This window comes from Burkholderia sp. 9779_493, assembly GCF_015712215.1.
Classification (GTDB): Bacteria; Pseudomonadota; Gammaproteobacteria; order Burkholderiales; family Burkholderiaceae; genus Burkholderia; species Burkholderia cenocepacia.
This window is the reverse complement of record NZ_JACCQA010000036.1, coordinates 13983-40347: the sequence shown is the minus strand read 5'-3', so window position 1 is coordinate 40347 and position 26365 is coordinate 13983. Positions and strand designations below refer to the sequence as shown.

General features: G+C 68.9%; 24 protein-coding genes. 10 read left to right on the top strand and 14 right to left on the bottom strand.

Features of this window, described 5'->3' with window-relative positions; translation table 11 throughout:
• The first annotated feature begins 32 nt into the window (after positions 1-32).
• Entirely contained in the window at positions 33-1133 is a 1101-nt protein-coding gene (gene add, locus H0X95_RS28745; protein ID WP_034203282.1) for an adenosine deaminase, read from the top strand.
• Positions 1102-1704, top strand: coding sequence for a hypothetical protein (locus H0X95_RS28740; protein ID WP_226245377.1), 603 nt, complete (start codon positions 1102-1104; stop codon positions 1702-1704). Before add ends, H0X95_RS28740 begins: the two co-directional genes overlap by 32 nt.
• 165 nt (positions 1705-1869) lie before the next feature.
• Here the strand turns inward: H0X95_RS28740 and H0X95_RS28735 are convergent, their stop codons facing one another.
• Together H0X95_RS28735 and pdxR are read right to left on the bottom strand one after the other, a co-directional pair.
• Positions 1870-4101: a penicillin-binding protein 1A gene (locus H0X95_RS28735; protein ID WP_059720889.1), complete on the bottom strand. Its 2232-nt coding sequence runs from the start codon at positions 4099-4101 to the stop codon at positions 1870-1872.
• Positions 4102-4225: 124 nt separating this feature from the next.
• Positions 4226-5734: a MocR-like pyridoxine biosynthesis transcription factor PdxR gene (pdxR, locus tag H0X95_RS28730; protein WP_059720888.1), complete on the bottom strand. Its 1509-nt coding sequence runs from the start codon at positions 5732-5734 to the stop codon at positions 4226-4228.
• A 124-nt stretch (positions 5735-5858) separates the two neighbouring features.
• On the opposite strand from pdxR, the gene H0X95_RS28725 reads away from it, so the two are divergent.
• Positions 5859-6497 (top strand): FMN-binding negative transcriptional regulator, encoded by a 639-nt coding sequence (locus H0X95_RS28725; RefSeq protein WP_006495144.1) that lies wholly within the window; start codon positions 5859-5861, stop codon positions 6495-6497.
• A gap of 50 nt (positions 6498-6547) precedes the next feature.
• Here H0X95_RS28725 and H0X95_RS28720 read toward each other — a convergent pair whose 3' ends face one another.
• Positions 6548-7129, bottom strand: a complete 582-nt coding sequence (locus H0X95_RS28720) for a thioredoxin family protein (protein ID WP_006490070.1) — start codon at positions 7127-7129, stop codon at positions 6548-6550.
• Positions 7130-7362: 233 nt separating this feature from the next.
• On the opposite strand from H0X95_RS28720, the gene H0X95_RS28715 reads away from it, so the two are divergent.
• Together H0X95_RS28715 and H0X95_RS28710 are read left to right on the top strand one after the other, a co-directional pair.
• Positions 7363-8103: a response regulator gene (locus tag H0X95_RS28715; RefSeq protein WP_006490080.1), complete on the top strand. Its 741-nt coding sequence runs from the start codon at positions 7363-7365 to the stop codon at positions 8101-8103.
• Entirely contained in the window at positions 8100-9422 is a 1323-nt protein-coding gene (locus H0X95_RS28710) for an ATP-binding protein (RefSeq protein WP_006490055.1), read from the top strand. The genes H0X95_RS28715 and H0X95_RS28710 overlap by 4 nt, the downstream gene beginning before the upstream one ends.
• A gap of 63 nt (positions 9423-9485) precedes the next feature.
• Here H0X95_RS28710 and H0X95_RS28705 read toward each other — a convergent pair whose 3' ends face one another.
• The 4 genes from H0X95_RS28705 to H0X95_RS28690 form a co-directional block, all read right to left on the bottom strand.
• Positions 9486-10097 (bottom strand): alpha/beta fold hydrolase, encoded by a 612-nt coding sequence (locus H0X95_RS28705; protein ID WP_006490057.1) that lies wholly within the window; start codon positions 10095-10097, stop codon positions 9486-9488.
• 57 nt (positions 10098-10154) lie between these two features.
• Positions 10155-10889, bottom strand: a complete 735-nt coding sequence (locus H0X95_RS28700; protein ID WP_006490078.1) for a metallophosphoesterase family protein — start codon at positions 10887-10889, stop codon at positions 10155-10157.
• A gap of 110 nt (positions 10890-10999) precedes the next feature.
• The gene (locus tag H0X95_RS28695; protein WP_034203287.1) at positions 11000-11536 is read right to left on the bottom strand and encodes a GNAT family N-acetyltransferase; all 537 of its coding nucleotides are present in this window, start codon (positions 11534-11536) and stop codon (positions 11000-11002) included.
• Between the two features lie 12 nt (positions 11537-11548).
• Positions 11549-12181 carry a LysE family translocator gene (locus tag H0X95_RS28690; protein ID WP_059720887.1) on the bottom strand — a complete coding sequence of 211 codons (633 nt, stop codon included), beginning with the start codon at positions 12179-12181 and terminating at the stop codon, positions 11549-11551.
• 305 nt (positions 12182-12486) lie between these two features.
• On the opposite strand from H0X95_RS28690, the gene H0X95_RS28685 reads away from it, so the two are divergent.
• From H0X95_RS28685 to H0X95_RS28675, 3 genes are all read left to right on the top strand, one after another.
• Positions 12487-13680 carry a porin gene (locus tag H0X95_RS28685; protein ID WP_006495147.1) on the top strand — a complete coding sequence of 398 codons (1194 nt, stop codon included), beginning with the start codon at positions 12487-12489 and terminating at the stop codon, positions 13678-13680.
• Between the two features lie 97 nt (positions 13681-13777).
• Positions 13778-14209 (top strand): GFA family protein, encoded by a 432-nt coding sequence (locus H0X95_RS28680; protein WP_059720886.1) that lies wholly within the window; start codon positions 13778-13780, stop codon positions 14207-14209.
• Between the two features lie 447 nt (positions 14210-14656).
• On the top strand, positions 14657-16585 hold the full coding sequence (locus H0X95_RS28675) for an SMP-30/gluconolaconase/LRE-like region family protein (protein ID WP_043204831.1): 1929 nt from the start codon (positions 14657-14659) through the stop codon (positions 16583-16585).
• A gap of 44 nt (positions 16586-16629) precedes the next feature.
• Here the strand turns inward: H0X95_RS28675 and H0X95_RS28670 are convergent, their stop codons facing one another.
• The 5 genes from H0X95_RS28670 to H0X95_RS28650 form a co-directional block, all read right to left on the bottom strand.
• Positions 16630-17568, bottom strand: coding sequence for a c-type cytochrome (locus tag H0X95_RS28670; protein WP_059720885.1), 939 nt, complete (start codon positions 17566-17568; stop codon positions 16630-16632).
• Positions 17565-18263 carry a c-type cytochrome gene (locus tag H0X95_RS28665; protein WP_006493751.1) on the bottom strand — a complete coding sequence of 233 codons (699 nt, stop codon included), beginning with the start codon at positions 18261-18263 and terminating at the stop codon, positions 17565-17567. The genes H0X95_RS28670 and H0X95_RS28665 overlap by 4 nt, the downstream gene beginning before the upstream one ends.
• A gap of 53 nt (positions 18264-18316) precedes the next feature.
• Entirely contained in the window at positions 18317-19384 is a 1068-nt protein-coding gene (locus H0X95_RS28660) for a molybdate ABC transporter substrate-binding protein (protein WP_034203466.1), read from the bottom strand.
• Between the two features lie 8 nt (positions 19385-19392).
• Positions 19393-20184 carry a thiosulfate dehydrogenase gene (tetH, locus tag H0X95_RS28655; protein WP_058903621.1) on the bottom strand — a complete coding sequence of 264 codons (792 nt, stop codon included), beginning with the start codon at positions 20182-20184 and terminating at the stop codon, positions 19393-19395.
• A 243-nt stretch (positions 20185-20427) separates the two neighbouring features.
• Positions 20428-22596 (bottom strand): TonB-dependent siderophore receptor, encoded by a 2169-nt coding sequence (locus H0X95_RS28650; protein ID WP_034203291.1) that lies wholly within the window; start codon positions 22594-22596, stop codon positions 20428-20430.
• Positions 22597-22996: 400 nt separating this feature from the next.
• Between H0X95_RS28650 and H0X95_RS28645 the strand changes: the two genes are divergently transcribed.
• The gene (locus tag H0X95_RS28645) at positions 22997-23443 is read left to right on the top strand and encodes a hypothetical protein (protein ID WP_006495154.1); all 447 of its coding nucleotides are present in this window, start codon (positions 22997-22999) and stop codon (positions 23441-23443) included.
• Positions 23444-23617: 174 nt separating this feature from the next.
• Here the strand turns inward: H0X95_RS28645 and H0X95_RS28640 are convergent, their stop codons facing one another.
• Together H0X95_RS28640 and H0X95_RS28635 are read right to left on the bottom strand one after the other, a co-directional pair.
• A complete protein-coding gene (locus H0X95_RS28640; RefSeq protein ID WP_059720884.1) occupies positions 23618-24583 on the bottom strand; it encodes a PDR/VanB family oxidoreductase in 966 nt (321 codons plus the stop codon).
• A complete protein-coding gene (locus H0X95_RS28635; RefSeq protein ID WP_059720883.1) occupies positions 24580-25659 on the bottom strand; it encodes an aromatic ring-hydroxylating dioxygenase subunit alpha in 1080 nt (359 codons plus the stop codon). The genes H0X95_RS28640 and H0X95_RS28635 overlap by 4 nt, the downstream gene beginning before the upstream one ends.
• A gap of 201 nt (positions 25660-25860) precedes the next feature.
• On the opposite strand from H0X95_RS28635, the gene H0X95_RS28630 reads away from it, so the two are divergent.
• Entirely contained in the window at positions 25861-26349 is a 489-nt protein-coding gene (locus H0X95_RS28630; RefSeq protein ID WP_006483226.1) for a MarR family winged helix-turn-helix transcriptional regulator, read from the top strand.
• Positions 26350-26365 lie beyond the last annotated feature (16 nt).

Sequence of the window (26365 nt, the reverse complement as noted above, 5' to 3'; positions counted from 1 at the left end):
CCACGCATCGCACTATCGAAAAAGAGACTGAGATGAAGGGAACACCAGGCAACGTCCCGGCCGCGCGCACGGGCATCGACATCACGCCGGCCCATCGGGCCTTCTTCCACGCGCTGCCGAAGGTCGAGCTGCATTGCCATCTGCTCGGCGCGGTGCGGCACGACACGTTCGTCGCGCTGGCCGAACGCAGCGGCGCACCGATCGAGCGGACGGAGATCGACGCGTTCTACGCGCGCGGCGAGAAGCCGGTCGGCGTGCTGCACGTGCTGCGTGCGCTCGACAAGTACCTGCTGACGCAACCCGACGACCTGCGCCGAATCGCATACGAGTATCTGGAAGACGCGGCCGCGCACAACGTGCGGCATGCGGAATTCTTCTGGAATCCGACGGGAACGGTGCGCGTGTCGGGCATCGCGTATGCGGACGCGCAGGCCGCGATCGTGACGGCGATCCGCGATGCCGCGCGCGATTTCGGGATCGGCGCGCGCCTGATTCCGAGCATCGATCGCGAGCAGGACCCCGACGAAGCGGTTGAGATCGTCGAGTGGATGAAGGCGAATCGGGCGGACGAAGTCGCGGGGCTCGGCATCGACTATCGCGAGAACGACCGGCCACCCGAACTGTTCTGGAAGGCGTACCGCAATGCACGCGCGGCCGGCTTTCGCACGACCGCGCATGCGGGCGAGTTCGGGATGCCGTGGCGCAACGTCGAGACGGCCGTCGATCTGTTGCAGGTCGACCGCGTCGATCACGGCTATACGGTCGTCGACAACCCCGAGCTGTGCGCGCGCTACGCGGAGCGCGGGATCGTGTTTACCGTCGTGCCGACGAATTCGTACTACCTGCGCACGCTGCCGCCGGAGCAATGGGCCGAGCTGCATCCGATGCGCAAGATGCCGGGCCTCGGGTTGAAGATTCATCCGAATACCGACGATCCGACGTTGCACAAGGTCAATCCGGCCGAGGCGTGGGAACTGATGTTCAGTCATTTCGGCTTTACCGTCGCCGACCTGAAGCAGTTCATGCTGAACGGGATCGACGGCGCGTGGGTCGACGACGCGACGAAGGCGGCGTGGCGTGCCGCGTGGGCGCCGGAGTTCGATGCGCTCGCTGCAACGCTCGCGGCGGGCTGAGCCAGACTGGCACACGCCGCTTGTGTTCGCTATATTGGCGTCCGGCAGCACCCTGTCGTGGCGCCGCCGCCGTGCGCGCCCGCGCCGGCATTCCAATAGCAATTCGAACCTGAGAGGCTCCACCGTGCGTATTCCCGCTTTCTGTCTGATGTTGTTCGTCTCGCTGTCCGCGCGAGCCGGCACCGCCTGCGATGCGTTACTCGGCGATTACGCGCCGGCCGCCGGCAAGCCCGCGACGATGCGGGTCGAGAAGGTGGGGAGCGACATCGTGCTGCGCGCGCGTGAAGCCGGGCGCTGGAGCGTCGATACGGCGCCGGTGCACGTGGCTGAACTCGATATGGACGGTCCGGAGAAGCCGCCTGCCGACGCATGCGTGCTGGAGGTGCCGGGCGGCCAGATCATCAGGATGCCGATCGGGACACCGTACCAGGTCACGTCCATCACGGGCAACGGCTTCACGACGAAGCGTTCGACCACCGGCGTCCTGCTGCTGATGACGCAAGGCTTCCAGGTCGACGGCATCGAGCTGTATCGGGTCGCGCGCAGCGGCGCTTCGCCGTCGGCGCCGTGAAGGCCATTGCCGCGCGCGGACGGCACCGTGCTGCACCCGCCGCATTACACGCGGCTCGGCGACGCTGCGCTGTTCGATGACGATCGCGACGGCGTGCCCGTGTGGCTGTACGCGGACGGGCACATGATGACGACGCCTCGGTAGCCCGGCGCGCAGCCACCCCGATCAGCGAAAGAACCTCAACCAGTCGAACAGGCCCGAATGCGGCTGCGCGCGCCGCCTCGGCGCCGGTGCGCTGCGCGGCCGGAAGTCGGGCGAGAACTGCACGTGCGGATCGATCGCCCGCGCGCGCAGCGCCGCATCGTAGAACGACCCGACGATCGGCAGCGCGCTGTGCGCGCCCGCGCCCCAGTAGTCGCTGCGCAGCGTCACGCTGCCGTCGTCGAAGCCGACCCACGCGCCGGCCACGAGTTGCGGATGCATCAGGATGAACCAGCCGTCGGTGTTGTCCTGCGTCGTGCCGGTCTTGCCCGCGACGTCGATGCGAATCCCGTAGCGCGAGCGGATGTCCGCGCCGGTCCCGTAGTCGACGACGCCGCGCATCGCGTCGACGAGCGTCTGCGCGGCGGCCTCCGGCAACGCGCGCTCCGGCGGCGCGCTGCCGAACGCGGCGAGCACCTTGCCGTCGCGATCCTCGATGCGCGTGATCGTCCGCGGTGCGACGTACACGCCGCGGTTCGCGATCGTGCCGTACGCGGACACCATCTCTTTCAGCGTGACCGGGCTCGTGCCGAGCGCGAGTGACGGCACCGCGTCGAGCGGGCTGTCGCGCACCCCCATCGCGCGGGCGAGCTGCGCGACCTTCGCGGCGCCTTCGCGCTGCATGACCTGCGCGGTGATGCGGTTGCGCGACAGCGCCAGCCCGTCGCGCAGGGTCATCGGCTCGCCGGTCGGCGGTTCCGCATCGGTCGGCCGCCACACGGCGCGGCCGTCGATCGGGATCGCGACGGGGCGGTCGACGAACGTGTCGCCCGGCCGCATCCCGTCCGCGAACGCGGCGCCATAGACGAACGGCTTGAACGTCGAACCCGGCTGGCGCCGCGCCTGCGCGACGTGATCGAACGGCGCGCTGCCGAAATCGGGGCTGCCGACCCACGCGCGGATCGCGCCGTTGCGCGGATCGATCGCGACGAAGCCGGCTTGCACCTGCGTCTTGCGCTCGCACAGCGCCCGCATGAATTCGCGATTCGCGCCGAGTTGCTTCAGCGCAACCACGTCGGCGAGCCCCGTGTCGCGCGCCTGGCGATACTCGGGCGTCTGGCGCATGAAGCCGCGGAACAGGTCGTTGCGCAGCCCGCAGCCGGACGGCCCGCGCCAGGCGCCGTCGGCGATCGCCTGCAGCCGTTCGGTCTGCCGCGTCAGCGCCTGCGTGGCCATGTCCTGCAGCCGCGCATCGAGCGTCGTGCGCACGACGAGGCCGTCCGCGTAGAGATCGTAGTTGTTGCGGTCGGCCCACGCGATCAGCCACTTGCGCAGTTGCACCGCGAAATGCGGCGCGAGGCCCGGCTGCGCCGTCTGCGGTTCGAAATCGACGCGCAGCGGCTGGCGCTGCAGCTTCGCGAGCTGCCGCGGCGACAGCATGCCCATCTGCGCCATCCGGCCGAGCACGATGTTGCGCCGCTGGACCGCGCGTTCCGGGTTCAGCACCGGGTTGTAATAGCTGTTGCCCTTCAGCATCCCGACGAGCGTCGCGCTCTCCGCGATGTCGAGCTGATTCGCCGACTTGCCGAAGTAGGTGCGTGCGGCCATTTCGACGCCGTACGCGTTGTACAGGAACGGCACGGTATTCAGATAGGTTTCGAGGATCTCGTCCTTGCTGTACACCGCTTCGATCTTGAACGCGGTGATCAGCTCCTTCACCTTGCGCGTGAGCGTCGGCGCGCGGCCGATTTCGTCCGGATACAGGTTGCGCGCGAGCTGTTGGGTGATCGTCGAGCCGCCCTGGCGGCTGCCCGAGAACGTATGCAGGCCGGCCGCGAGCGTGCGGCGCAAGTCGATGCCGTGATGTGAATAGAAGCGGTGATCCTCGGTCGCGATCAGCGCGTCGACCATGTGCGGCGAGATCTGCCTGAGCGGCACCCATTCGCGGTTCACGGGCCGGAACTCGGCGATCAGCTGGCCGTCGGCCGACAGCACGCGCGCGGGGCGGTCGATGCGCGCCTTGCGGATGTCGCCGATGCTCGGCGTGAACGGAACGAACGCGAGCAGGACCAGCAGGCCCAGCACCGGGATCGCGGCGAACGTCAGCGCCACGCCGCGCCGGGTCGGATGGCGCAGACGATGCAGCGCGCCGGCGCCCAGCGCACCGAGGCGCGTGCGGCAGGCGGCGGCGAATGGCGCGACACGGGCGCGGCAACGGAGCCACGCGTCTCGGAGCAACGGCACGAAGCGATTCAAGGCGGCAGGGGCGCGGAAGGAAGACGCGCGATCCTAGCAAACGGAACCCGCGCGCCGGCGGCCGAAACGGCCGTTTGCTTGCAGGATTTACAGACGATTACGTTTGTTGCCCGCCGACAACCTTTTACTGCCCGTGGGGCCGCGATTCGACCGACGAAACCACGTCCGCGAGCCGCTGCGCGGCCGCTTCCATCTGCGCGCGGCCGAATCCGCCGAAGCCGAGCACCAGCCCGGGGCGCGCGGTGCCGGGCGCGAACATCGGCGACACCGCGCGCACCGCGACACCGGCCCGGGCGGCGCGCGCGACCACGTCGAGATCGTCGATGCCGGCCGCGAGCCACAGCACGACGTGCATTCCCTGGTCGCCCGGCTGCACCCACGCGCGCTCGCGCGGCAGTCGCGCGCCGAGCGTGTCGATCAGCAGCGCGCGCTGTTCCGCATAGACGCCGCGCACGCGGCGGATGTGGCGGTCGAGATGGCCGTCGGCGATGAACGCGGCGAGTACGTGTTGATCGGCGGTCGGCGCGTGGCGGTCCATCAGTACGCGCGCGCCGCAGAACGCCGGCACGAGATCGTCGGGCGCGATCACGTAGCCGAGCCGCAGCGATGGAAACAGGATCTTGCTGAAGGTGCCGAGATAGATCACGCGATCGGGCGCGAGGCCTTGCAGCGACGGGAACGGATACCCTTCGTAGCGCAATTCGCTGTCATAGTCGTCCTCGACGACCCATGCGCGGTGCGTGCGCGCCCATGCGAGCAGCGCATTGCGGCGCGCCATGCTCAACGGCATGCCGAGCGGGTACTGGTGCGACGGCGTGACGAACGCGGCGCGCGCATCGGGGGCGAGCCGGATGCCGGCGTCGACGTCGAGGCCGTCGGCGTCGACCGGCACGCGCACCATCGCGTCGCGCCGCCCGGTGCTTTCGAGCAGCGCGGTGATGCCGCGGTAGGCCGGATTCTCGACCCACGCGCGGTCAGTGTCGCCGAGCAGCACCTGGCTCGCGAGATGCAGCCCCTGCTGCGTGCCGCTCGTGATCACGACCTGGCCGGCATCGCAGCGCACCGAGCGCGACCGGCGCACGTAGTCGGCGATCGCTTCGCGCAGCGGCAGCGCGCCTTGCGGATCGGCATAGCCGGACGGCGCGCCGGCGCCGCGGGCGCGCAGGCGATTGCCGAGCCGGCGCCAGATGTCGTCGGGCGCGGTGAGGCCGAGCGGCACCGAGATCGCGAACGGCATCGCCGGCAGCGGGTTGAATTCGTTGGCAAGCCGCGCGAAGGCGGCGGCGGGTTCGGGCAGGGCGTCGCGTACCGGGCGTTGATGGCGGGTGGGTGGTTCGGGTTCGTCGACGGGTGGCGGCTCCGCGAGCGCGTGCGCGACCCGCGTGCCCGCACCGCCGCGCGATTCGAGAAAACCTTCGGCGATGAGCTGTGCATACGCGTCGACGACGGTGCCGCGCGCCACCTGCAGCGACGCCGCCAGCAGCCGCGTGGACGGCAGCGTGTCGCCGGGCCGGACGTCGCCGCGGCGCACCGCATCGCGCAGCGCCTGCGCGAGCTGGCGGCTCAGGTCGCCGGCCGCGCGATCGAGCGCGCCGAGCGACGGGATTTCGACGATCCGGGCCGTTCTTGCCATGATTCTGGTCTGCTGAAATTGTTTCAAACCGGCTCTACAGGATAAACCAGTTTAAGGCCACAATCGACGCATGACGGGCCTGCGCCCGCGCCCCTTTCCCACCCCGTACGACCGTGGAGCCGACATGTACATCCCCGCCGATTACAACGAACCCAATCCGGACGCGCTGCGCGAGCTGATCGTGCAGCACCCGTTCGGCAGCCTGATCACGCACGGCAAGAGCGGGCTCGATGCGATCCACCTCCCGTTCGCGCTGATGCCGGGCGATGGCGGGCTCGGCGAGCTGCATGCACACGTCGCCCGCGCGAATCCGGTCTGGCAGGACGTCGCGGACGGCGACGAGGTGCTCGTGATCTTCCGTGCGGGCGACGCGTACATCTCGCCGACCTGGTATCCGAGCAAGCAGGCGACGCACCGGGAGGTGCCGACCTGGAACTACCGGGTCGTGCATGCGCACGGCCGCATCACGGTGCGCGACGACGAGAAGTTCGTGCGAGGCGTGGTCGCGCGGCTGACGCGCACGCACGAAGCGTCGCAGCCGGTGCCGTGGAAGATGGGCGACGCGCCGCAGGACTACATGGACGCGATGCTGCAAGCGATCGTCGGGCTGCAGATCGAGATCACGCAGCTCGTCGGCAAGCGCAAGCTCGGGCAGAACAAGCCCGCGGCCGATATTCGCGGCGCGGGCGAAGCGCTGGTCGCGGACGGCCAGCTCGCGATCGGCGAGGCGATGCTGGCGGAGGCCGACGCGAAGCGCGGATGAGCGCATGACTGCCGCGCGCGGGCGCGTGGCGAGCCCGCGCGCGGCCCCGGTCACGGCGTGCGCGTCGCACCCTTCGTCCCGTCCCCCGCCTGCGCGAGCGCGCCGCGAATCGCGGCTTCCGTCTTGTCGTACCCGCCTTCGCCATAACGCGTATAGACGATCTTGCCGTTCGCATCGATCAGGTACAGCGCGGGCCAGTACTGGTTGCCGTATGCGCGCCACGTGTCGTAGCGGTTGTCCTGCGCGACCGGATACCGGATGTCGAAGCGCCTGATCGCATCGGCCACGTTCTTCGCGTCGCGTTCGAACGGATATTCCGGCGTATGCACGCCGACCACGACGAGCCCCTGGTCGCGATACTTCCGATACCAGTCGTTCACGTACGGGATCGTATGAATGCAGTTGATGCACGAATACGTCCAGAAATCGACGAGCACGACCTTGCCGCGCAACTGGTCGAGCGTCAGCGGCGCGCTGTTGTGCCAGCGGTCGATGCCGGTGAAACCGGGCGCCGCCATGCCGGCCGGCGCTGCCTGCACACCCGCGTCGTCGCGGGTGCCGGCGAAGGCGGCGAGCCCGGCTGTGGCGGCGAGGGCGATGACGAGGGCGGCGGTCTTGAAGCGGGGCAGCATGGCGTTCTCCTGATCTTTGGGGCCGCGGCGGGAGGGCGGCGGCCGGACGGGTTTCGACAGGCCCCATTAGGCGGCGCCGACGTATCCGCGATGTGTCCGGCCAGCCGCGCGTGTGCAATGTTGTGTGTCGTCGCGGCGCCGCGATACATTGCGATACAAACGCGTGCCCGCCGTGCGGTATAAAAGCGGACATCGCCCCGCCCGAACCCCGACACCGATACCGGCAACGACTCATGGACAAGCTCGACCACGTGCTGATCGTCGACGACGATCGCGCGATCCGCGAACTGATCGCGGACTATCTGGAGAAGAACGGCATGCGCGTGTCGCTGGCCGCGAACGGCCGCGAGATGCGCAACGCGCTGGACGACGGCGCGCCCGACCTGATCGTGCTCGACCTGATGCTGCCCGGCGAGGATGGCCTGACGCTGTGCCGCGACCTGCGCGCCGGCAAGTTCCGCACGGTACCGGTGCTGATGCTGACCGCACGCGGCGAGGAAACCGACCGCATCATTGGTCTCGAGATGGGCGCCGACGACTACCTGGCCAAGCCGTTCGCGGTGCGTGAGCTGCTGGCGCGGATTCGCTCGGTGCTGCGCCGCGCGCGCATGCTGCCGCCCGGCATGCAGGTCACGGAAACGGCCGCGCTGCTCGCGTTCGGTGAATGGCAGCTCGACACGACCGGGCGCCATCTGCTCGACGCCGAAGGCACGCTGGTCGCGCTGAGTGGCGCCGAATACCGGCTGCTGCGCGTGTTCCTCGACAACCCGCAGCGCGTGCTGACGCGCGACCAGTTGCTCAACCTCACGCAAGGGCGCCAGTCCGACCCGTTCGACCGCTCGATCGACTTGCTGGTGAGCCGGCTGCGCCAGCGGCTGCGCGACGGCGCGCGCGAGCCGCGCTACATCAAGACGCTGCGCAACGAGGGCTACGTGTTCTCGTCGGCCGTGACCGCCGTCGACGGTACGCCATGAGCGCGCGCACGCTGTGGCGCTGGCCGCGTTCGCTGTTCGCGCGGCTCGCGCTGATCCTGTGCGTGGGCCTGGCGCTCGCGCAGACGCTGTCGTTCTGGCTCACCGTGACCGAGCGCGACCAGGCGACCACGAACCTGATGATGGGCTACATCGAGCGCGAGGTCGCGAGCTCGGTCGCGTTGCTCGACCATCTGCCGCCCGCCGAGCGCACCGCGTGGCTGCCGCGCCTCGCACGGCGCAGCTATGCATTCATCCTCGGGCCCGGCGAAACCGGCACGCCGCCGGAGGCGCGGCTGTCGGCGCGCGTCGAGCGCTCGATCTCGGACGGCATCGGCGGCGACTATCCGCTGACCGCGAATTCGATCCCCGGCGACCGCGAACATCTGCAGGTGCATCTGCGGCTGACCGACGGCTCGCCGCTGACGATCGACATTCATCCGATGTCGACGGTGCCGCTGTCGGGCTGGCTGCCGGCCGTGCTCGTGGTGCAGCTCGCGGTGCTGGCCGCGTGCTGCTGGCTCGCGGTGCGGCTCGCGACGCGGCCGCTCAAGCAGCTCGCGCAGGCCGCCGACGCACTCGGCCCCGACCTGAAGGGCGAGCGGCTGAGCGAAGACGGGCCGTCGGAAGTCGCGCGCGCGGCACGGGCCTTCAACGCGATGCAGGACCGCATCGCGCAGTACATGGCCGAGCGCATGCAGATCCTCGCGTCGATCTCGCACGATCTGCAGACGCCGATCACGCGGATGCGGCTGCGCGTCGACGTGATGGACGACGACACGCAGGGCGCGAAGCTGCGCCAGGACCTGCTGGAGATGGAGCATCTGGTGAAGGAGGGCGTCGCGTACGCGCGGACGCTGCACGGCACCGAGGAAGCCGCACGCCGCATCGACGTCGACGCGCTGCTCGACAGCATCGTGTGCGACTACACGGATGCGGGGCAGGACGTCGCGCTGCACAGCCGCGCGCCGCTCGCGCTCGTCACGCGGCCGAAGGCGCTGCGCCGCATCGTCGGCAACCTGGTCGACAACGCGCTGAAGTTCGCGGGCGCGGCCGAGATCGACGTGCGGGCGGCGCCGGACGGCGGCGCGGTGATCGCGGTGCTCGACCGCGGGCCCGGCATTCCGGACGACCAGCTCGACGCGGTGTTCGAGCCGTTCCGGCGCGTGGAGACGTCGCGCAATCGCGATACCGGCGGCACGGGGCTCGGCCTCGCGATCGCGCGGCAACTGGCGCTGGCGATGGGCGGCACGCTCACGCTGAGCAACCGGCCCGACGGCGGCGGGCTCGAAGCGACGTTGACGCTGAGGAACGCGGGCTGATGCGACGCCGCGCGCGAGCGTCGCCGTGTCGGGCGCGTGCTGCGGCGTACGACGGGAGCGACGTCACGCGCGGTGCAGATGCTGGTCGACGAGCGGCGCGAGCGCTTGCGCATGCACGGCCGCGAGATCGTGCCGGCCGCCCGGTACGACGTGCAACCGCGCATCGGGCAGCCGTTCGAGCAGACGCCGGCCGGCCGCGACCGGGCTGATCGGATCGTCGTCGCCCCACAGCAGCAGCGTCGGCTGCGCGATACGGCCGATGTCCTGAGACAGGTCCGCACGCAACGTCATGAACCAGTCCGGCAACCGCGGGTTCGCCTCGGCGAAACCGGCGCGCCAGTCCTGCGCGCCGAGTCCGGCCATGTCGAGGCCGCCGGACGTGACCGTCAGCACGAGATGCGTGACGAGATCCGGCTTGTCGAGCGCCGCGCGCATCGCGATTACGCCGCCCATCGATTGCGCGATCACGGCGGTCGGCCGGTCGACGCTTGCGAGCACATGACGCACGAGACCGTCGAAATCGTCGACGGCTGGATCGCGCGGCGTGTCACCGAAGCCCGGATACGCGACGATCCGCCGCTCGGCCGGATGCGTGAGCCTGCCGGCCAGCGGTTGCCAGAACGCGGTGCTGCCCGATGCGCCGGGCAGGAAGAGCAATTGCGATGGAGCGGGCATGGCGTGTTGGTGTTCCGGTAGTCGAAGCGAAGCGGGACGACGAGCGGCGCGAGCGCGTCAGCAGCGGCCGGTGCGCAGCGCGACGGTCCAGTCGTCGCGCCCGCGCGCGGCCGCGGTGGCGGCGGCCGTGTGCCAGTCGTATTCGACCGCATGGAATTCGACGTTCCAGCCGGCCGCCGTGCGCGACACCATCGCGTAGCGCGCGTGCGGCGAGCCCGTCTCGATCCGGTGCGGATGCGGCAGGTCGTCTTCATATGCCTGCAGCCCGACGCTGCCCGGATTGACGATCAGCCTGCCGTCGTCGAGCCGTGCTGCGCGCGGCACGTGCGTGTGGCCGCACAGGATCAGCGACGCCGCCGTGTCGCCCGCGCGCTGCGCGACTTCATCGGGCGTGGCCGCGCGGCAGCCGTCGGGCGTGACCGTTTCGAGGAAATAGACGAGATCGCTGGCCGGCGTGCCGTGCACCATCAGCACGTCGCCGTCGAGCGTCAGGCGTTCGGGCAGCGCGGCGAGCCAGTCGAACTGGTCGGCGCGCAGCGTGTCGTGCGCCCAGCGATCCGACAGCCGCATCGCGTCGCGCTCGCCGGTGAGCAACTGCCGTTCGTGATTACCCTTGACGGTCGGCAGGTCGAGCGCGATCAGGCGGTCGGCCGTTTCGGCCGGATGGAGCGCGCCGGACACGATGTCGCCGAGATTGACGATCACGTCGGCGCCGCGGCGGCGGACGTCGTCGAGCACCGCGTCGAGCGCGGCGAGGTTGCCGTGGATGTCGGACAGCGCGGCGATTTTCATGGCGGCAAGTCGATGTGGGGAATGGCGATTGTCGCCAATTCGGCGCGGGCCGTGCAATCGGGTCGTGCAATCGCTTCACGGCATCGGCACGCGATGCCGCGGCGGGCACGTCAGTCGGTCGCGAGGCGTGCGTACATCGCGAAATCGCCCGGCGTGCCGCGCACCATCTTGTAGGCGCGCAGCAACCCTTCGTAGCGGTAGCCGCACTTCTGCAGCACGCGCGCGGAGCCTGCGTTGCTGGTCAGCACGACCGCCTGCATGCGCATGAAGCCGCCGTGCGTGAGCGCCCACGCGGTGACGGCTTCGCACACCGCGCTCGCGATGCCGCGCCCCCAGTGCGACGGCGCGAGGTCGTACGCAATTTCCGCCGAGCGGTTCACGGTCGACACCGTATGCAGCCCGACTGTCCCGGCGAGCGCGCCCGACGCGGTGTCGACGATCGCGAGACGCCGGATCGAATCCGGATCGGTCGATTCGATGTTGTCGAACAGCGGCAGCAGATCGTCGGGCGAGCGCAGGTTCCAGCTCGTGTGGCGGAAAACGTCGGGATTCGACAGGTAGGCGTACCACGCATCGAGATCCGCGCGTTCGAGTTGCCTGAGCGACAGCCCGGGGTAACCGGCGCGCGGCGGCGTGGCGATTTTCATCGAGCCCGGCGCCTACGCGGCATGGCGCCGGTACAGCGCCAGCGAACCGGCGAGTGCGAGCAGCATCGCGCCGCACGTGCGCTCGAGCCACAGCGCGCCCGCGCGTTTCAACAGCCGCACCGCGCGTGCGCCGAGCAGCGCGTAGCCGAACATCACGACGCCGTCGAGCAGCGCGAACGTGACCGCGAGCGCGACGTACTGCGTCGCGAGCGGCGCGGATGGATCGAGGAACTGCGGCAGGAACGCGGAGAAGAACAGATAACCCTTCGGGTTCGTCACCGCGGTCAGGAAGCTTTTCGCGAAGATCGACGCGTTGCGCTCGGTTGCCGTGCCGTGTTGCGCGGCCGCGACGTCGAGCGCTCCCTTTGACGTCAGCAGCCGGATGCCGACATAGGCGAGGTAGGCGGCGCCGAGCCACTTCACGACCGAGAACCAGAACGCCGACGCCATCAGCAGCGCGCCGAGCCCGAGCGCGACCGCGACGATCAGCACGAAGTCGGACAGCATCGCGCCCGCGAAACCGTAGGCCGCGCGGCGCACGCCGTAGCGCGAGCCGTTGGTCAGCGCGAGCAGCACGGTCGGGCCGGGTGTCGCGATGCCGACGAATGCGACGGCGGCGAAGATCAGCAGGGTCGTTTCATGCATGAATGAACTCCCGATGGAGGGCGCGCGTTCGATTATCGGGGGCGTCGGCCCTCGCTGTACAGGCGCGGCAGTGAGCGGCGACGGCCACGCCCGAACTATCTCAATTTCGACAAGAAACTGTTGTCATTATTCCGCTTTGGAACGAAACCGGTTCCAACTACCATACCGGCCGCAGCGGGCATGCCCGCCGCGTCGTCGCGCGTGGACGTCGCCGGTCTCGCACCGCCGGCGGATGTCGGCGCCCGCGCGCGCCACTCGCAAACAGCCAGCCAGAACAACGGGCTCACCGCCCGGAGACATACAACATGAACAAGCAACTGATCGCAGCGCCGCTGCTGCTCTCGCTCGCGGGTATCGCCGCCGCGCAAAGCTCCGTCACGCTGTACGGCATCGTCGACGCGGGCGTGACCTATCGCAGCAACGAGCGGGTCGGCTCGGCGGGCGCGTACACCGGGCACTCGAGCGTCGGCCTCACGACCGGCAACCTGTCCGGCAGCCGCTGGGGCATCAAGGGTTCCGAGGATCTCGGCGGCGGGATGCGCGCGCTGTTCGTCCTCGAGAACGGCTTCGACATCTCCAACGGTACGTCCGGCCAGGGCGGCCGCCAGTTCGGCCGGCAGGCGTTCGTCGGGCTCGGCAGCAACCGCTACGGCACGATCACGCTCGGTCGCCAGTACACGTCGCTCGACGATTTCGTGAGCCCGGTGGGCCCATCGTCGTTCATCGGCGGCTTCGGCGCGCACCCGGGCGACATCGACGATCTCGACCAGACCGCGCGCGTCGACAGCGCGATCAAATATACGAGCGCGAACTACTCGGGCTTCACGTTCGGCGCGCTGTACGGCTTCGGCGGCCAACCGGGCAGCATGAAGCAGCGCAACACGTGGAGCGTCGGCGCCGCGTATGCGGCGGGGCCGCTGCGCGTGGGTGTCGGCTACGAGCGCTCGGACAACAGCAAGACGGGCGCGACCGATCCGACGGCGGGCAAGTGGCAGAGCACCGATGACGGCCTGTTCAATTCGTCGATCAACGAAGGCTACGCGAGCGCGCAGTCGCAACAGGTGATCGCGACGGGCGCGACGTACGACTTCGGGCCGGCCGTCGTCGGCGTGAACTACAGCAACGTGCAGTACCGCAGCGGCGCGCAGTCGCTGTTTTCCGGCCATGCGACGTTCAACGTCGCCGGCGTGTTCACGCGCTGGAACGTGCAGCCGCAGACGCAGCTGTTCGCCGGCTACAGCTACACGCGCGGCAGCGACGTCGACGGCATCGACAACCGCGCGCAGTATCACAACGTCACGCTCGGCGCGGTCTACGACCTGTCGAAGCGCACCAGCGTGTACCTGCTCGGCGCGTACCAGCATGCGTCCGGCACGACGCTCGACGCGCTCGGCCGGCCGGTGGCCGCGACCGCGTCGGTGTCCGACAAGGCGAACGGTCACTCGTCCGATTCGCGCTCGCAGGCGATCGTGAGCCTCGGGCTGCGCCAGAAGTTCTGACGCGGCGGTCGTTGCGCGTGCAACGGGGCCCGCGGCCGATGCGGGTCACGTTGCATGCATGCTTCTATACTGTCGCCTCGCTTTTCGAGGAGACGACATGACCCGAACGCTTTCCGCGCGCTGCCTGTGCGGCGCCGTGACCGTCACGTTGCGCGGCGAGCCGGCCGCGCGTGCGAACTGTCATTGCGCGACCTGCCGCGATTTCTACGGCACGCCGATGCTGTCCGCGACCGCATGGCCGCCGGAGCAGGTGACGATCGACGGCGGCCACGCGACGTTTCCGCATCCGTCGAAGTCGATGGCGCGTACGTGGTGCGCAGCGTGCGGCGAGATCGTGTTCGGGACGAACCGGCTCGGCATGCGCGTCGTGCCGAACAGCCTGACCGCGCGGGCGCACGGCGGGCCATTGCCCGGCCACCTGCAGCCGACGATGCATCTGTTCTACCGGCAACGCGTGCTCGACGTCGTCGATGCGCTGCCGAAATACGTCGACGGCTGGGATGGCCCGACGCTCGATCCGGCGAACTGAACGATCGCCGCCGCGTGCCGGTACGGCCGGCGCGCGGCTTTCCCCGCTGCATTCCGCTTTCCTTCCTGTTTTCCCTTCCTTGCACGAAATCGCAAACGCCGGGCTCGCCGGATAATATTTTTTCCCTTTCATTTTAATTTCTATTTGTAATAATCAAAACGATCGCCGGGGAATGAAAAAAGCAATGCGCTCATATCAGAAAAAATGACGCATTGGCATTGGATGACCCGGAAGAAAATGCCGGGGAATGCGCCGCGACCGCGTGGCTGGCAGGCCGTCGTGGCGCGGGTTCGCAGATTTTTCGATCATTGACGAAAAAGCGCCGGACGGCAAAAGGCGTGCAGTGAATAATTCGGGGTAACGGCGAATGCGCATTTGCCTGAATCACCAATATTTCATGCGCCGCGATTTACAGTGTCGACCATGGTTCGTCTGGGAGCATTATTCATGTCAATGAAACAAATCCGCGCGGTGTTGCTGGGAATGTGCATGGCGATGCTGGCGCCGGCGAGCCACGCGCAGGCGCAATACTCGACCGACTGGCTCGCGAACACCTACGGCACGCTCGCCTCGCACGTCGGCAACGGCGCGCGCTCGATGTGGGTCGCGCCCGAAGGCGTGATCTACACGGCGTCGCGCTGGGACGAGAACGCGGGCGGCGTCGCGATCTACCAGAACGGCCAGCCGCTCGGCACGATCGGCATCCACGACGAATTCCAGGGCGGCGCGATCACCGGCAATTCGACGTCGCTGTTCGTCGCGCTCGGCTACAACCGCACGTTCGGCAGCGGCTCGGTGGGCCGCTACAACCGCAGCACCAACCAGCGCGACCTGCGCATTCCGGTCAGCACGTGGACGGGCATCCAGTATGCGGACGTCATCACGGGCCTCGCGACGGGCGGCAACCTGCTGTACGTGAGCGACTTCTACGGCAACCGCGTGCGCGTCTATACGACCGATGGCGTGTGGCAGCGCGACATCGGCGTCACGGGGCCCGGCGCGCTGGCGCTCGATGCGGCCGGCAACCTGTGGGTCGCGCGCAAGAGTGCGGGCGTCGTCGCGCAGTTCAGTCCGACCGGGACGGCGATGAACACGCTGCAGATGGCGGCCGGCGCGCGGCCGGCGTCGCTGTACTTCGATGCGTCGATGGGCCGCCTGATGGTGGGCGACGAAGGGCCCGACATGAACATCAAGGTGTACGGCGGGCTGCCCGGGCTGCCGGTGCAGGTCGGCACGTTCGGCGTGCAGGGCGGCTATCTCGACACGACGACGGGCATCAAGGGGCAGGTCGGCGACAAGCGCTTCACGCGCGTCGCGGCGCTCGGCAAGGATGCGGCCGGCAACCTGTACGTGCTGAACAACGCCTGGGGCGGCGGCTGGGATCTCGGCCGCAACGGCAGCACCGATCTGCATTCGTACAGCCCGGTCGGCACGCTGCAATGGAAGCTGCAGGCGCTGAACTTCGAGGGGATCGCCGCGCCCGATCCCGCGACGGACGGCACGTTGTTCTTCAGCGGCAACAACGTGTATACGGGCACCGCGGGCGGCACGTTCGTCGCGAACACGGTCGATCCGTTCACCTATCCGAAGGACCCGCGCCTCGACATGAACGACTATCAGCGTGGCCAGCACTTCGGCCAGCTCGTGACGGTCGGCGGCAATCGGATCCTCGTTGCGTCGGGCCAGAACCCCGGCAACTTCAACTTCTATTACTTCAACACCGCGAGCGGCTACATCGCGATTCCGGCCGGCTCGCTGCCCGGCAAGCCGTTCAACACGACGCTGCAGGTGACGGCCGGTTTCGACATCGACGGCAACGGCGACGTGTGGGCCGGACTGAACGGCTCCAACGCGATCACGCGCTACCCGATGACGGGCTTCGACCCGACGACCGGCAAGCCGTCATGGGGCAAGCCGGTGACGACCGCCGTGCCAGGCAGCGTGGCGCCCGTGACGCGCATCATCTACCAGGCCGACAGCGACACGATGATTCTTGCGCAGGGCCTCGCGGGCAACTGGGACTGGACCGCGATGAACGGGCACATCGAGGTCTATCACGGCTGGAAGAACGGCAACACGAGCACGCCGAACCCGGTGATCAACCTGACGAGCGCGAACCCGAAATCGATCGCGGCGGCCGGCCACTACCTGTTCGTCGGCTACGTGCACACGGTGCCGAACATCGACATATTCGACCTGAACACCGGTGCGTTCGTCACGACGCTGACGAACTCGAACCCGTCGGCGATGGACGTCGGCAACGACGTCGATTCGATGTACGGCGTGCGCGCATACCTGCGCTCGACCGGCGAGTACGTGATCACGAAGGACAACTACAACGGGTCGAGCATCGTCGTGTATCGCTGGCGTCCGTGACCGCGCCGGCCGCGCGGACCGTATCGACCGGCGCGGCCTGATCGTCAGGGCGCGCCGAGCACGCGCCCGTTCACGCTGCGCCCGTACATCGAGTCGGGTGAATCGTGGAACTTCGCGCGCGTGTCCTGCACGGAACCCGTGAAGCGCGGGTCCTGCGGGCGTTCGTGGCTGTCCATGAAGGTTGCCACGTCCCACGCTTCCTGATCGGTCAGCGTGCCGCCGAGCCCGAGCGGCATGTTGGCCTTGATGAAGCCGGCCGCGTTGCGGATGTCGCCCATCCCCGCGCCCCAGTTGAACGAGCGCGCGCCCCACAGCGCCGGGAACACCGGCTTGCCGCCGCTCGACTGGCCCTGGCCGTCCGCGCCGTGGCACAGCGCGCAGTGCTGCGTGTAGACGGCCGCGCCGCGTGCGTAGTCGGCCTTCTGCGCCGGCGGTGGCGGTTTCGGGAACCCCTGGCCCGGCAGCTTCGTGCCGACCGGCGCACCCTTCGCGAGCCAGTACGAATAGGTTTCGAGCGCGACCAGGATCGGATCGCCGGCCGGCGGCGCCTTGCCGTTCATGCTGTAGCGGAAGCAGCCCTGCAGGCGCTCGGCGAACGTGTTCACGTGGCCGTTCTTGGCGCGGTACGCCGGATACAGCAGGTAAGCGGCCCACATCGGGCTCGAATCGGGCCGGCGGCCCGCATCGAGATGGCAGCTCGCGCAGGTCAGCTTGTTGCCGACGTACTTGCCCGCGAACGCGGGCGTGTGCAGGAAGATCTGCTCGCCGAGCCTGACGGTCTTGCCGAAGTCGTCGGCGGGGATCGCGGATTCGGGCGGCGGCGTGAACGGTTTCGCCGCCGGCGCGGCGGCGGGCGCGGGCGGGGTGGCGGAAGCGGCGGCCGGTGCGTCCTGCGGTGTCGCCCCGAACGCGAGCGCGGGCAGCCAGGCCGCGCCGAGCAGCGCCGTGCGGGCGCGGCGGATCAGCGTCGTGCGATCGGTCATCGCTTGTCTCCTTGCGCGGCGCCGCCGCGTGCATAGTAGGCGGCCACCGCGTCGATGTCGGCGTCGGACAGCTTGCCGGCGATCATCGGCATCAATCCCATCGGCCCGGGCGGCCGCGTGCCGTGTTGCCAGCCGTGCAACTGGCCGGCGAGATACGCGGCCGGCTGCCCCGCGAGCGGCGGAAACGCGGTGCCGACGCCGAGGCCGCCGGGGCCGTGGCATTGCGCGCACGCGGGCAGGCCCTGCGACCAGCGCCCGCGCGTCGCGAGCCACGCGCCGGTGTTCGCCGGATCGATCGACGCGTCGTCGGGGGTGAAGACGCCGGCCGGCGCGGGCAGGCTTGCGAAGTACGCGGAGACCGCGTCGCGCTCGCGCGGCGACAGCAGTTTCGAGAGCGGCTGCATGACCGGATTCTGGCGGCTGCCGTCCGCGAACGCGGCGAGCTGCGCGGACAGGTACGCGGCGTTCGCGCCCGCGAGGCGCGGGAAGCCGGCCGCCGCGTTGCCTTCGCCCTGGCTGCCGTGGCAGCCGATGCAGGCGGCGACGCCCGTCGCCGTGCCTTGTGTCGCGATCGTCTTGCCGGACGCCGCGTCGTCCGCGTGCGCGTGGCCGGCCAGCAGCGCGGCCGCGGCGAGCAGCAGCGGTGCGAACCGGCGTCGCGATGGTTCTCGCCGTATAGCGACCCTGTCGTTCACGTGTCCCCTCCTTGTTGTGTATGTGGCGCGCGCGCCGTGCAGCGGCCGGACCGTCAGCTTGCGGCAGGCACGTCCTGCGCCGGCGCGAGATGCGGCGTCGGCTGGTTCGCATCATATCGGCCGAAGCCGTAGCGCCGGAAAATCCCGAACGCTTCGGGCGACCGGATGAACGCGAGCCATGCACGCGCCGCTTCCGGGTGCGGCGCGTCCTTCACCATCGCGCCTGCGTAGATCGCCGTCGTATTCTGCTCGGCCGGAATGTCGACGTGCATCAGCGGATGCCCGACCTGTTCCTGGAACGCCGCTTCGGACTGCCACAGCACACCCGCGTCCGCGCGGCCCTGCATCAGGAACAGCGCCGTTTCCCGATGGTGGATATGCGTGAGCTCGGCCGTGCCGGCGCGCACCTTGTCGTCGTAGACGGCGCGTGCGAGCGCGTCGCCGCCGGCTTTCACGAGCGACGCGCGGATCTGCCGCGCGACGCCTTCGAAGGCCGGGTTCGGCATCGCGAGCGCCACGTCGGGCCGCGCGAGATCGCCGAGCGACGCGATGCGTTTCGGATTGCCGGCGCGCACCATGATCGTCAGCTGGTTCGTCACGTACGGCACGGCCGGGCCCGCGAGCGTGCCGTCCGCGATCAGGTCGTTGATCTTGCCGAGCCCCGCGAAATACGCGTCGGGCTTGACCGTCCACGTCATGTTGCCGACGGTGATCGTGCCGCCCGCGTGGATCTGCTTGACGAGCAGGCCGGGCGGAATCGTTTCCCAGTAGATGCGGCCGCGATACTCGGGATGGTCTGCCTCGAACTTCGCGACGAGCGGCGCCATCGCGAAGAAGTAATTGCCGCCGACGTACAGCACGAGCTTCGGCGCGGTGAGGTCGCCGTGGAAATCGGCGAGCACGTCGACTTGCGGCACCGTGAATTCGAGGCCGCGATGGATCGCGTCGTTGTTGCGGCCGTCCTGCCACGGCGGAAAGAGGCGTGCATCGGTGTCGGCGGGGGCGGCGAGCGCAAGCGCCGAGGCGCAGCACAGCCACGCGGCCAGCACGGCGCGCGGCGTGCGCGGGCGGCGGCGCGCCGTGGACGATTGCCGGGGCGGTTTCATCCGGATCGAGGTCATCGCGGTGCTCATTTCGCGTACGTGAAACCGGCCTGCTGCAACTCGGGCAGCGTGCCGACCGCGCCCGGCGTGACGATCGCGGACGGAATCACGTGGTTGGTCAGGTCGGCCGCGAGTGCGTCGAGCGGCAGCTTGTCGGGGTTCGCATTCGCGCCGTCGAGCCGTTCCGCGAGTTCCCAGATCGCGTTGTGGCACGACAGGAACACGACGCCACGCTGCTGCAGCGCGGCGATGCTGTTGTCATGCGACGAGAATGCGCCGTCCGGTAGTTCGTGGCCCTGTGCGCCTTTCGCTTGCGCCGGCTTGGCGTCGAGCAGCGTGTTGGTCGGGAACGCGGCGCCGGCGAATCTCGCGAGGCCGTATTTGTCCCACGCGATCCGATCGAACAGCGCGAGATGCGCGCTGCCGTGAGTGGCCGACACGACGAGGAAATCCGGATGGCCGTACGACCAGATCTGCGCGTTCAGCGAATTGCGCATCAGGTTCAGCCACGGGCCGCCGAGCTCGGTGTTGTCCCACACCTGCTTCGGGCCGCCGCGATAGCCGATGACTTCGGTGAGCGCCGCGTGGTCCCACTGGTCGGGGCGCTCGAGGATCATCGGCACCGTCTTGAAGTCGCGCCGTCGCGGGGTTGCCGCGAGGCGGCGCGTGAGGTCGGCGAGGCGCGCGGCGCCGCCGGGCAGCAGCGTGCCGGTGTCGGGCGCCGCGGCGTGCGCGGGGCGCGTCGCCGCGAGCAGGGCGGTGCCGGCCGCGAGGCCAAGTGTCTTGAGTGCGTCACGGCGCGCATGCCGGTCGGACATCGAGCTCTCCCAGATCGTTTTTGTGGGGGCGAGCTGCATCGCCGTGCCGCAGCGCTGCGTCGCCATCGCGTAGCCAGTCTAGGGGCGCGCGATCGATACCGGAAATCGCGATATCGGATGGGAGCTATTCGGGGGCCCGATGATTGACCGCGAGGCGGGCGCCGCCGCGTTGCGCGGCGACGTGAAGGCGGCAGGCGTTGCGCGACCGACGGCTGCTGCGCCGGCGTCGGCCGCGCGCGGACGTCAGAACGATACCGTCGTCGTCAGCGTGACGAGCCGCGGCTCGCCGACCGCGACGATCAGGTTGTTGTTGCTCGACGGATAGTAGGTCTTGTCGAGCAGGTTCTTCACGTTGAGCTGGAAGCGGGTCGGGAACTTGCCGATCGTCGTTTCGTACGCCGCGAACGCGTCGACGCTCACGTAGCCGGGCAGCGTGAAGCTGTTCGCGGTGTCGCCGGAGCGGGCGCCGACGAGACGCGCGCCGCCGCCGAAGCGCCAGCGCCCGGGCAGGTTCGCGATGGCCGTGTCGTACACCGCGAACAGGCTCCCCGTGTGGCGCGCGACGTTGACGAGCGGCGTGTTGCTGTCGCGATCGTTCGCGTTCGTGTACGCGTAGCTGCCGATCACGCTCAGGTGGCGCGTGATCTGCCCGGCGACGTCGAGCTCGATCCCGCGCGAGCGGGCGGTGCCGATCGTCGACGTGATGTCGTCGACCGTGACCGCGACGTTGCGCTTGTCGATCTGGTACACGGCGAGCGTGCCCGTGATCGCGGGCTTCAGGCTGAACTTCAGCCCGGCCTCGAGCACGCGGCCGTATTCCGGCGCGAGCGGCGCCGCGACGTTCGACGCGACGTTCGGCTTGAACGAGCGGCTCACGTTCGCATAGGCGGTGAGCGCCGGCGTGAGCGCATACGCAAGCCCGAACTGCGGCAGCCAGACGCTGCCGCGCGAGCGGTCGGCGAACACGAACGGCCGGCCCATCCCCGATTCCTGCTGCCAGTTCTCCCAGCGCAGCCCGCCTACCGCGGTGAGGCGGTCGGTGATCTTCACCGAGTCCTGCACGATCGTCGAATACGCATGCACGACCGAGCGCGAATCGCTCTGCTTCGGGTTCGGCACGCCGCCCGGCGCGAGCAGCCCGTACACGGGATCGTAGAGATTGAAGCCCGTCGTGGCCTTGCCGCGGATCGTGTCGCCGCGGAAGCTGCGCTGCCGCTCGTATTCGCCGCCGACGTAGATCGCGTGCTGCATGCCCGCGAGCGTCACGTTGCCGAGCAGGCCGAGCGTCGCGATCTGGTCGGAATCGTTGCGCCCGAGGTTCGCATCCGACGAGCGCGTCAGCGCGCCGGTCCTGCTGTTGAACGCGGTGGCGCGGGTGATGAATTGATCGTAGCGGTCGCGGCCCCAGCCGTAAGTGGCGCGCACGCGCCATGCATCCGAGAAGCGGTGCTCGATGCGGGTACGCAGCGTTTCCTGGATGCCGCTGCTTTGCGACCACGCCTCCTCGTAGCGGCGATAGCGCAGCGCATCGTCCGGCCGGCCGTTCACGAGCACGGTGCCGCGGTCGAACGGCATCGTGTAGTCGACGTACTGATAGCTGACGTCGATCGACGTGTTCGCGTCGTGCCACGACAGCGCGGGCGCGATCAACGCGTTGCGTTCGCGGCCGAAGCTGCGCCAGTAGCGGCTCGTGTCGTATTCGCCGGTCAGCCGGAAGGCGAGCGTGCCGCCCGCGACCTGGCCCGGGCGGCCGAGCGGCCCCGTGAGATCGAACTGCGCGTTGCTGCCGCCGTGGCTCGTGCGCGACGCGGAGATCGAGCCGCCGAACGTGTCTTCCGGCTTGCGCGTGACGAGGTTGATCACGCCGCCCGGGTCCTGCATGCCGTACAGCAGCGAAGCCGGGCCCTTCAGCACTTCGACGCGATCGATCGTCGCGAGATAGCTGTGCAGCACCGGCGTGCGCACGCCGTCGACCAGCACCGAGCCGTCGTTGTTCGAGCCGAAGCCACGCTTGATGAATGCGTCGCGCGTGCCGCCGAGCGTGTTCGTCTGCGTGACGCCGCTGATGTTGCCGAGCACGTCGTCGAGCGAACGCGCCTGCTGGTCCTGCATCACGCTGCTGCTGACCACCGCGACCGACTGCGGAATTTCCTTCAGCGCGCGGTCGTCGCCGCCCGCGATGCTCGTCGTGCGCGGCTGATAGCCGACGGTTGGATCGACGGCGGCCGACGCGCTGACGTTGATCGCCGGGAGCGCGTGTTCGGCGGCCGACGCGGCGTCGGGTGCGGGCGCAACGGGTTCGGCGCCGGCCGCATGCGCGCCGCTCGCGACGCACAGGGTGAGCAGGGCAGGCAGGCGCGTGCGCCACGGACGTGTGGTCCGGGCACGGCAGGGCGTTCGACGGGATGGCATGAATCGATGCAGGAAGAGGAATGCTAAGGATCGTGTTGCGGGCCGCGGCATTGCGTGGCGACCAGGGTGCGCATGATATATGTAATGAGAATCATTTGCAATTGTAATAGGATGGCCGGCCACGTGCGGCGCTCGGTTGCCGGCCCGTCGGCCGTCTGCTACCGTAGCGGCCAAAATCAGACGCAGTGAAATTCAACGAGAGAGCCGGGGGCCGCACCATGTCATCTTCCTGTCACGTCGCGTTTCGCGCGACGCCACGCACCGCGCGCGAGCGTGCGGGCGATGAAGTGATCGCAGCCGTGTACCGCCATTCGAACGATTAAAGCAACGGAAGCGAATTCAACCGGCGTTGCGCCGGGCTTCGATGACTTCAACCACCACGCTAGACGGGAGACCACCCTTGAAGAAGATTTCCGCGCCGTTCGCGGCGGCCGCGCTCGCGGCCTGCACGCTACTGGCGGCCGTCCACCCGGCCGCTTGCGCGGCCTCGGCCGCCGAACCCGCGATCGACGCGCATTACGGCGCCGTGATCGAGGCCTACACGCAGGACATGGCCGCCGCGAAGACGAAGTACGACGGCAAGCGCCTCACGTTCGTCGGCGCCGTGATCCGGATGGGCGGCGACCCGGGCGGCACGTACTTCGGCGCGCTGACGGCCGACGGCGAGCAGTTCGACACGCATTTCGACGTGGCCGACCAGGACGCGTTGAAGCCGAAATTTCCCGGCGGCGAGATCAAGCCGTTCGTCACGTCGGCGGCGTTCCGCTTCAGTTGCGTGAACGAAGGCTATATCGATGCGCCGGTGCTGCCGGGGCTGAAGCTGTCGCATTGCCGGCTCGCCGATTGAGTCGAGCGATGGGCGGGGGCCGGCGTGCGAGGGTCGAGCCCGCTCGGGCTGCAGCAGCAATCGCTCGATCACGCGCCGGGCGCGATCTTTTGATTGATGGCCGGGCAGGATGGGCCATCGATCGTTTCCAGTATGGTGATTGGCCGCCGCGTGCCGGGCGGCCCGCCCGCGGATCTACAGATCGAGTACCAGCAGGTCGGTTCGCGATCGCGAGCAGCACGGCATGAACTGGTCGCCGGCTGCTTTTTCGTCGTCGGTCAGATACGCGTCGCGATGATCGGGCTCGCCTTCGAGCACGCGGGTCAGGCAGGTGCCGCACACGCCTTGCTCGCACGACGTCAGCACGTCGACGCCGTGCGCCGCCAGCGCCGCGATCACCGTGCATTCGGCCGGCACGTCGATCACCTTGCCGCTGCTCGCGATCCGCACCTGGAATGCGCGATCGGCGCCGGACGACACGACCGCGCCGCCGAAGAACTCGTAGTGCAGCCGCGTTTCTCCCCAGCCGCGCTCGCGTGCGGCGTTCAGCACCGCATCCATGAAGCCGCGCGGGCCGCATACGTACAGATGCGTGCCGTCGGGCGCACCCGCCAGCGCGGCAGCGAGTTCGAAGCGTTGCACGGGATCGCCGTCGTCGACGTGGAAGCGGACGCGATCGCGAAACCCGGCCGCGTTGATCCGCTCGACGAAGGCCATGCGATCGGCCGAACGCGCGCAGTAATGCATGTCGAACGGGATGCCGGCCGAGCACAGCCGTTCCGCCATGCTCAGAATCGGCGTGACGCCGATCCCGCCGGCGAGCAACAGATGGTGCGGCGCATCGGATGCGAGCGGGAATTGATTGCGCGGCAGGCCGATCCGCACGGTATCGCCTTGCCGGACTTCGTCGTGAATCGCGCGCGACCCGCCGCGGCCGTCGGCCTCTCGCAGCACCGCGATCTGATAGCGATCGCGCTGCTCCGGGTGGTTGCACAGCGAGTACTGGCGCACGAGCCCGCCCGGCAGATGCACGTCGATATGCGCGCCGGCGTCGAAGCGCGGCAATGGCGAACCGTCCTCGCTGACCAGTTCGAAGCCGCAGATGTCGCGTGCTTCGTGCCACTTGCGGGCGACCCGGACCGTCAATGTCGCGTCGCTCATGACGCCTCCCGGGCGTGCGCGACCGGAATCGCGGGCCGCTGCGGGCGCGCCGCGTTTTCTTCCGCGAGCAGCCGGTCGATCACCTTGCGCGACAGCACGCCGCCGGCGTCGATGTTGAGCTTGAGGAGCGTGCGTTCGGGCCACTGCTCGAGATTGCGCTGCTGCCGCTCGAGCATCTCGAGATCCTCCGCGAAGATCTTGCCCTGGCCTTCGCGGATCTCGGCGGTCAGCGCGTGATCGTCGGGCCGGAAGTTGCGCGCCATCCCCCAGAAGTACCAGATCGACGTGTCGGTCTCGGGCGTGATGAAGTCGACCACGATCGACGACGCCTTCTTGTTCGCCGGCGCATCGTAGCCGCCGTGGCCGGCATGCGCGACGCCCACTTCGATCATCACGTGGCTCGGCGGCGTGAAGCGGCAGATCTGCCAGCGGTCGACCGGCACGTCGTCGGCGAGCCCGTTGCCGCGCAGCGCCATCCGCCAGAACGGCGGCGGCATCACGTTCTCCATGAAGCGGCTCGTGACGACTTCGTCGCCGTGGCTCGTCGTCTTCGGCGGCGCTTCGTCGATTTCCTTCTGGCCGATGCTCGACGCATGCACATAGGTCTCGTGCGTAAGGTCCATCAGGTTGTCGATCATCAGCCGGTAGTCGCAGCGGATGTGATACAGGCCGCCGCCGTGCGCCCAGGCCGGATCCTCGGCCCAGGCCAGCGCCGGCAGTTTGGCGGGATCGGCTTCGGACGCATCGCCCGGCCAGACCCACACGAAGCCGTACCGCTCGACCGCCGGGAAGCTGCGAATCGACGGAAACCCGCCGACCCGCTGGCCCGGCATGCCGGCCGTCTTGCCGTTGCAGCCCATTTCGAGCCCGTGATAGCCGCACACGAGTACGCCGTCGCGCACAAAGCCGAGCGACAGCGGCGCGCCGCGGTGCGGGCAGAAATCCTCGAGCGCGGCGACCTGGCCATCCGTCGCGCGGTAAAGCACCATCGATTCGTTGCAGATCTTGCGGCCCAGCGGCTTGCCGTCGATCTCGTCAGGCGTGCACGCCACGTACCACGCGTTCTTGAGAAACATGTTCCTTGTCTCCTTCGGGACGGTGCCGCCGGGGATGCGGCCCGATCTTCATTCCGTGTACTGAATGAGATTCAGTGTACTCATTGAGATTGGCGGAAACAAGGCGAGCGGTATACTGGTTTTCCCGCGAAATGGCGCGAGGCAGCGCCATGCCGACGGCGCGCGCAACCGGCGCGCACCGCCTATGTCATCGACTCATTCATGGAAAAAACGACTCCCGCCGACCTGCCGGCTTTCCCGATCGACCTGTACGACGAACCCGGGCACCTGATCCGGCGCGCGCACCAGATCGCGGTCGCGATGTTCTACGAGAAGCTGGGCCGGGACGTGACGCCCGTGCAGTACGCGGTGCTGCGGATGCTGTACGAGAATCCGGGGCTCGATCAGGTGACGCTCGCGCAGCGGGTGGCGCTCGACACGTCGACCACGGCCGATCTTGCGGTGCGGCTCGAAGCGAAGGGATTGATCGTGCGCGAAGTGCTGCCGCGGCGTCAGCGGCGCCTGCTGTTGACGCCGGCGGGCGTCGAGCTGCTCACCCACCTGATTCCGTCGGTGACGGAGTTGCGGGCCGGGCTGTTCGACGGGATGGGCGACGACGATTCGCAGGAACTGATGCGCCTGTTGCGCAAGTTCGTGCATTTGAACAACGAGCAGAGCCGCGCGCCGCTGCGGGTGAGCGAGGATTCGTAGCGGCTGCGCACCGGTG

Excerpts from the sequence above, each read along its gene's own strand:
- H0X95_RS28740 (WP_226245377.1), top strand. The coding sequence starts at position 1,102 with ATGCGCTCGCTGCAACGCTCGCGGCGGGCTGAGCCAGACTGGCACACG.
- H0X95_RS28640 (WP_059720884.1), bottom strand. The coding sequence starts at position 24,583 with ATGAGCGACGCGACATTGACGGTCCGGGTCGCCCGCAAGTGGCACGAA.
- H0X95_RS28680 (WP_059720886.1), top strand. The coding sequence starts at position 13,778 with ATGACCCGAACGCTTTCCGCGCGCTGCCTGTGCGGCGCCGTGACCGTC.
- H0X95_RS28725 (WP_006495144.1), top strand. The coding sequence starts at position 5,859 with ATGTACATCCCCGCCGATTACAACGAACCCAATCCGGACGCGCTGCGC.
- H0X95_RS28700 (WP_006490078.1), bottom strand. The coding sequence starts at position 10,889 with ATGAAAATCGCCGCGCTGTCCGACATCCACGGCAACCTCGCCGCGCTC.
- add (WP_034203282.1), top strand. The coding sequence starts at position 33 with ATGAAGGGAACACCAGGCAACGTCCCGGCCGCGCGCACGGGCATCGAC.
- H0X95_RS28675 (WP_043204831.1), top strand. The coding sequence starts at position 14,657 with ATGTCAATGAAACAAATCCGCGCGGTGTTGCTGGGAATGTGCATGGCG.
- H0X95_RS28715 (WP_006490080.1), top strand. The coding sequence starts at position 7,363 with ATGGACAAGCTCGACCACGTGCTGATCGTCGACGACGATCGCGCGATC.
- pdxR (WP_059720888.1), bottom strand. The coding sequence starts at position 5,734 with ATGGCAAGAACGGCCCGGATCGTCGAAATCCCGTCGCTCGGCGCGCTC.
- H0X95_RS28685 (WP_006495147.1), top strand. The coding sequence starts at position 12,487 with ATGAACAAGCAACTGATCGCAGCGCCGCTGCTGCTCTCGCTCGCGGGT.
- H0X95_RS28630 (WP_006483226.1), top strand. The coding sequence starts at position 25,861 with ATGGAAAAAACGACTCCCGCCGACCTGCCGGCTTTCCCGATCGACCTG.
- H0X95_RS28650 (WP_034203291.1), bottom strand. The coding sequence starts at position 22,596 with ATGCCATCCCGTCGAACGCCCTGCCGTGCCCGGACCACACGTCCGTGG.
- H0X95_RS28695 (WP_034203287.1), bottom strand. The coding sequence starts at position 11,536 with ATGAAAATCGCCACGCCGCCGCGCGCCGGTTACCCCGGGCTGTCGCTC.
- H0X95_RS28720 (WP_006490070.1), bottom strand. The coding sequence starts at position 7,129 with ATGCTGCCCCGCTTCAAGACCGCCGCCCTCGTCATCGCCCTCGCCGCC.
- H0X95_RS28690 (WP_059720887.1), bottom strand. The coding sequence starts at position 12,181 with ATGCATGAAACGACCCTGCTGATCTTCGCCGCCGTCGCATTCGTCGGC.
- H0X95_RS28635 (WP_059720883.1), bottom strand. The coding sequence starts at position 25,659 with ATGTTTCTCAAGAACGCGTGGTACGTGGCGTGCACGCCTGACGAGATC.
- H0X95_RS28670 (WP_059720885.1), bottom strand. The coding sequence starts at position 17,568 with ATGACCGATCGCACGACGCTGATCCGCCGCGCCCGCACGGCGCTGCTC.
- H0X95_RS28710 (WP_006490055.1), top strand. The coding sequence starts at position 8,100 with ATGAGCGCGCGCACGCTGTGGCGCTGGCCGCGTTCGCTGTTCGCGCGG.
- tetH (WP_058903621.1), bottom strand. The coding sequence starts at position 20,184 with ATGTCCGACCGGCATGCGCGCCGTGACGCACTCAAGACACTTGGCCTC.
- H0X95_RS28705 (WP_006490057.1), bottom strand. The coding sequence starts at position 10,097 with ATGCCCGCTCCATCGCAATTGCTCTTCCTGCCCGGCGCATCGGGCAGC.
- H0X95_RS28660 (WP_034203466.1), bottom strand. The coding sequence starts at position 19,384 with ATGACCTCGATCCGGATGAAACCGCCCCGGCAATCGTCCACGGCGCGC.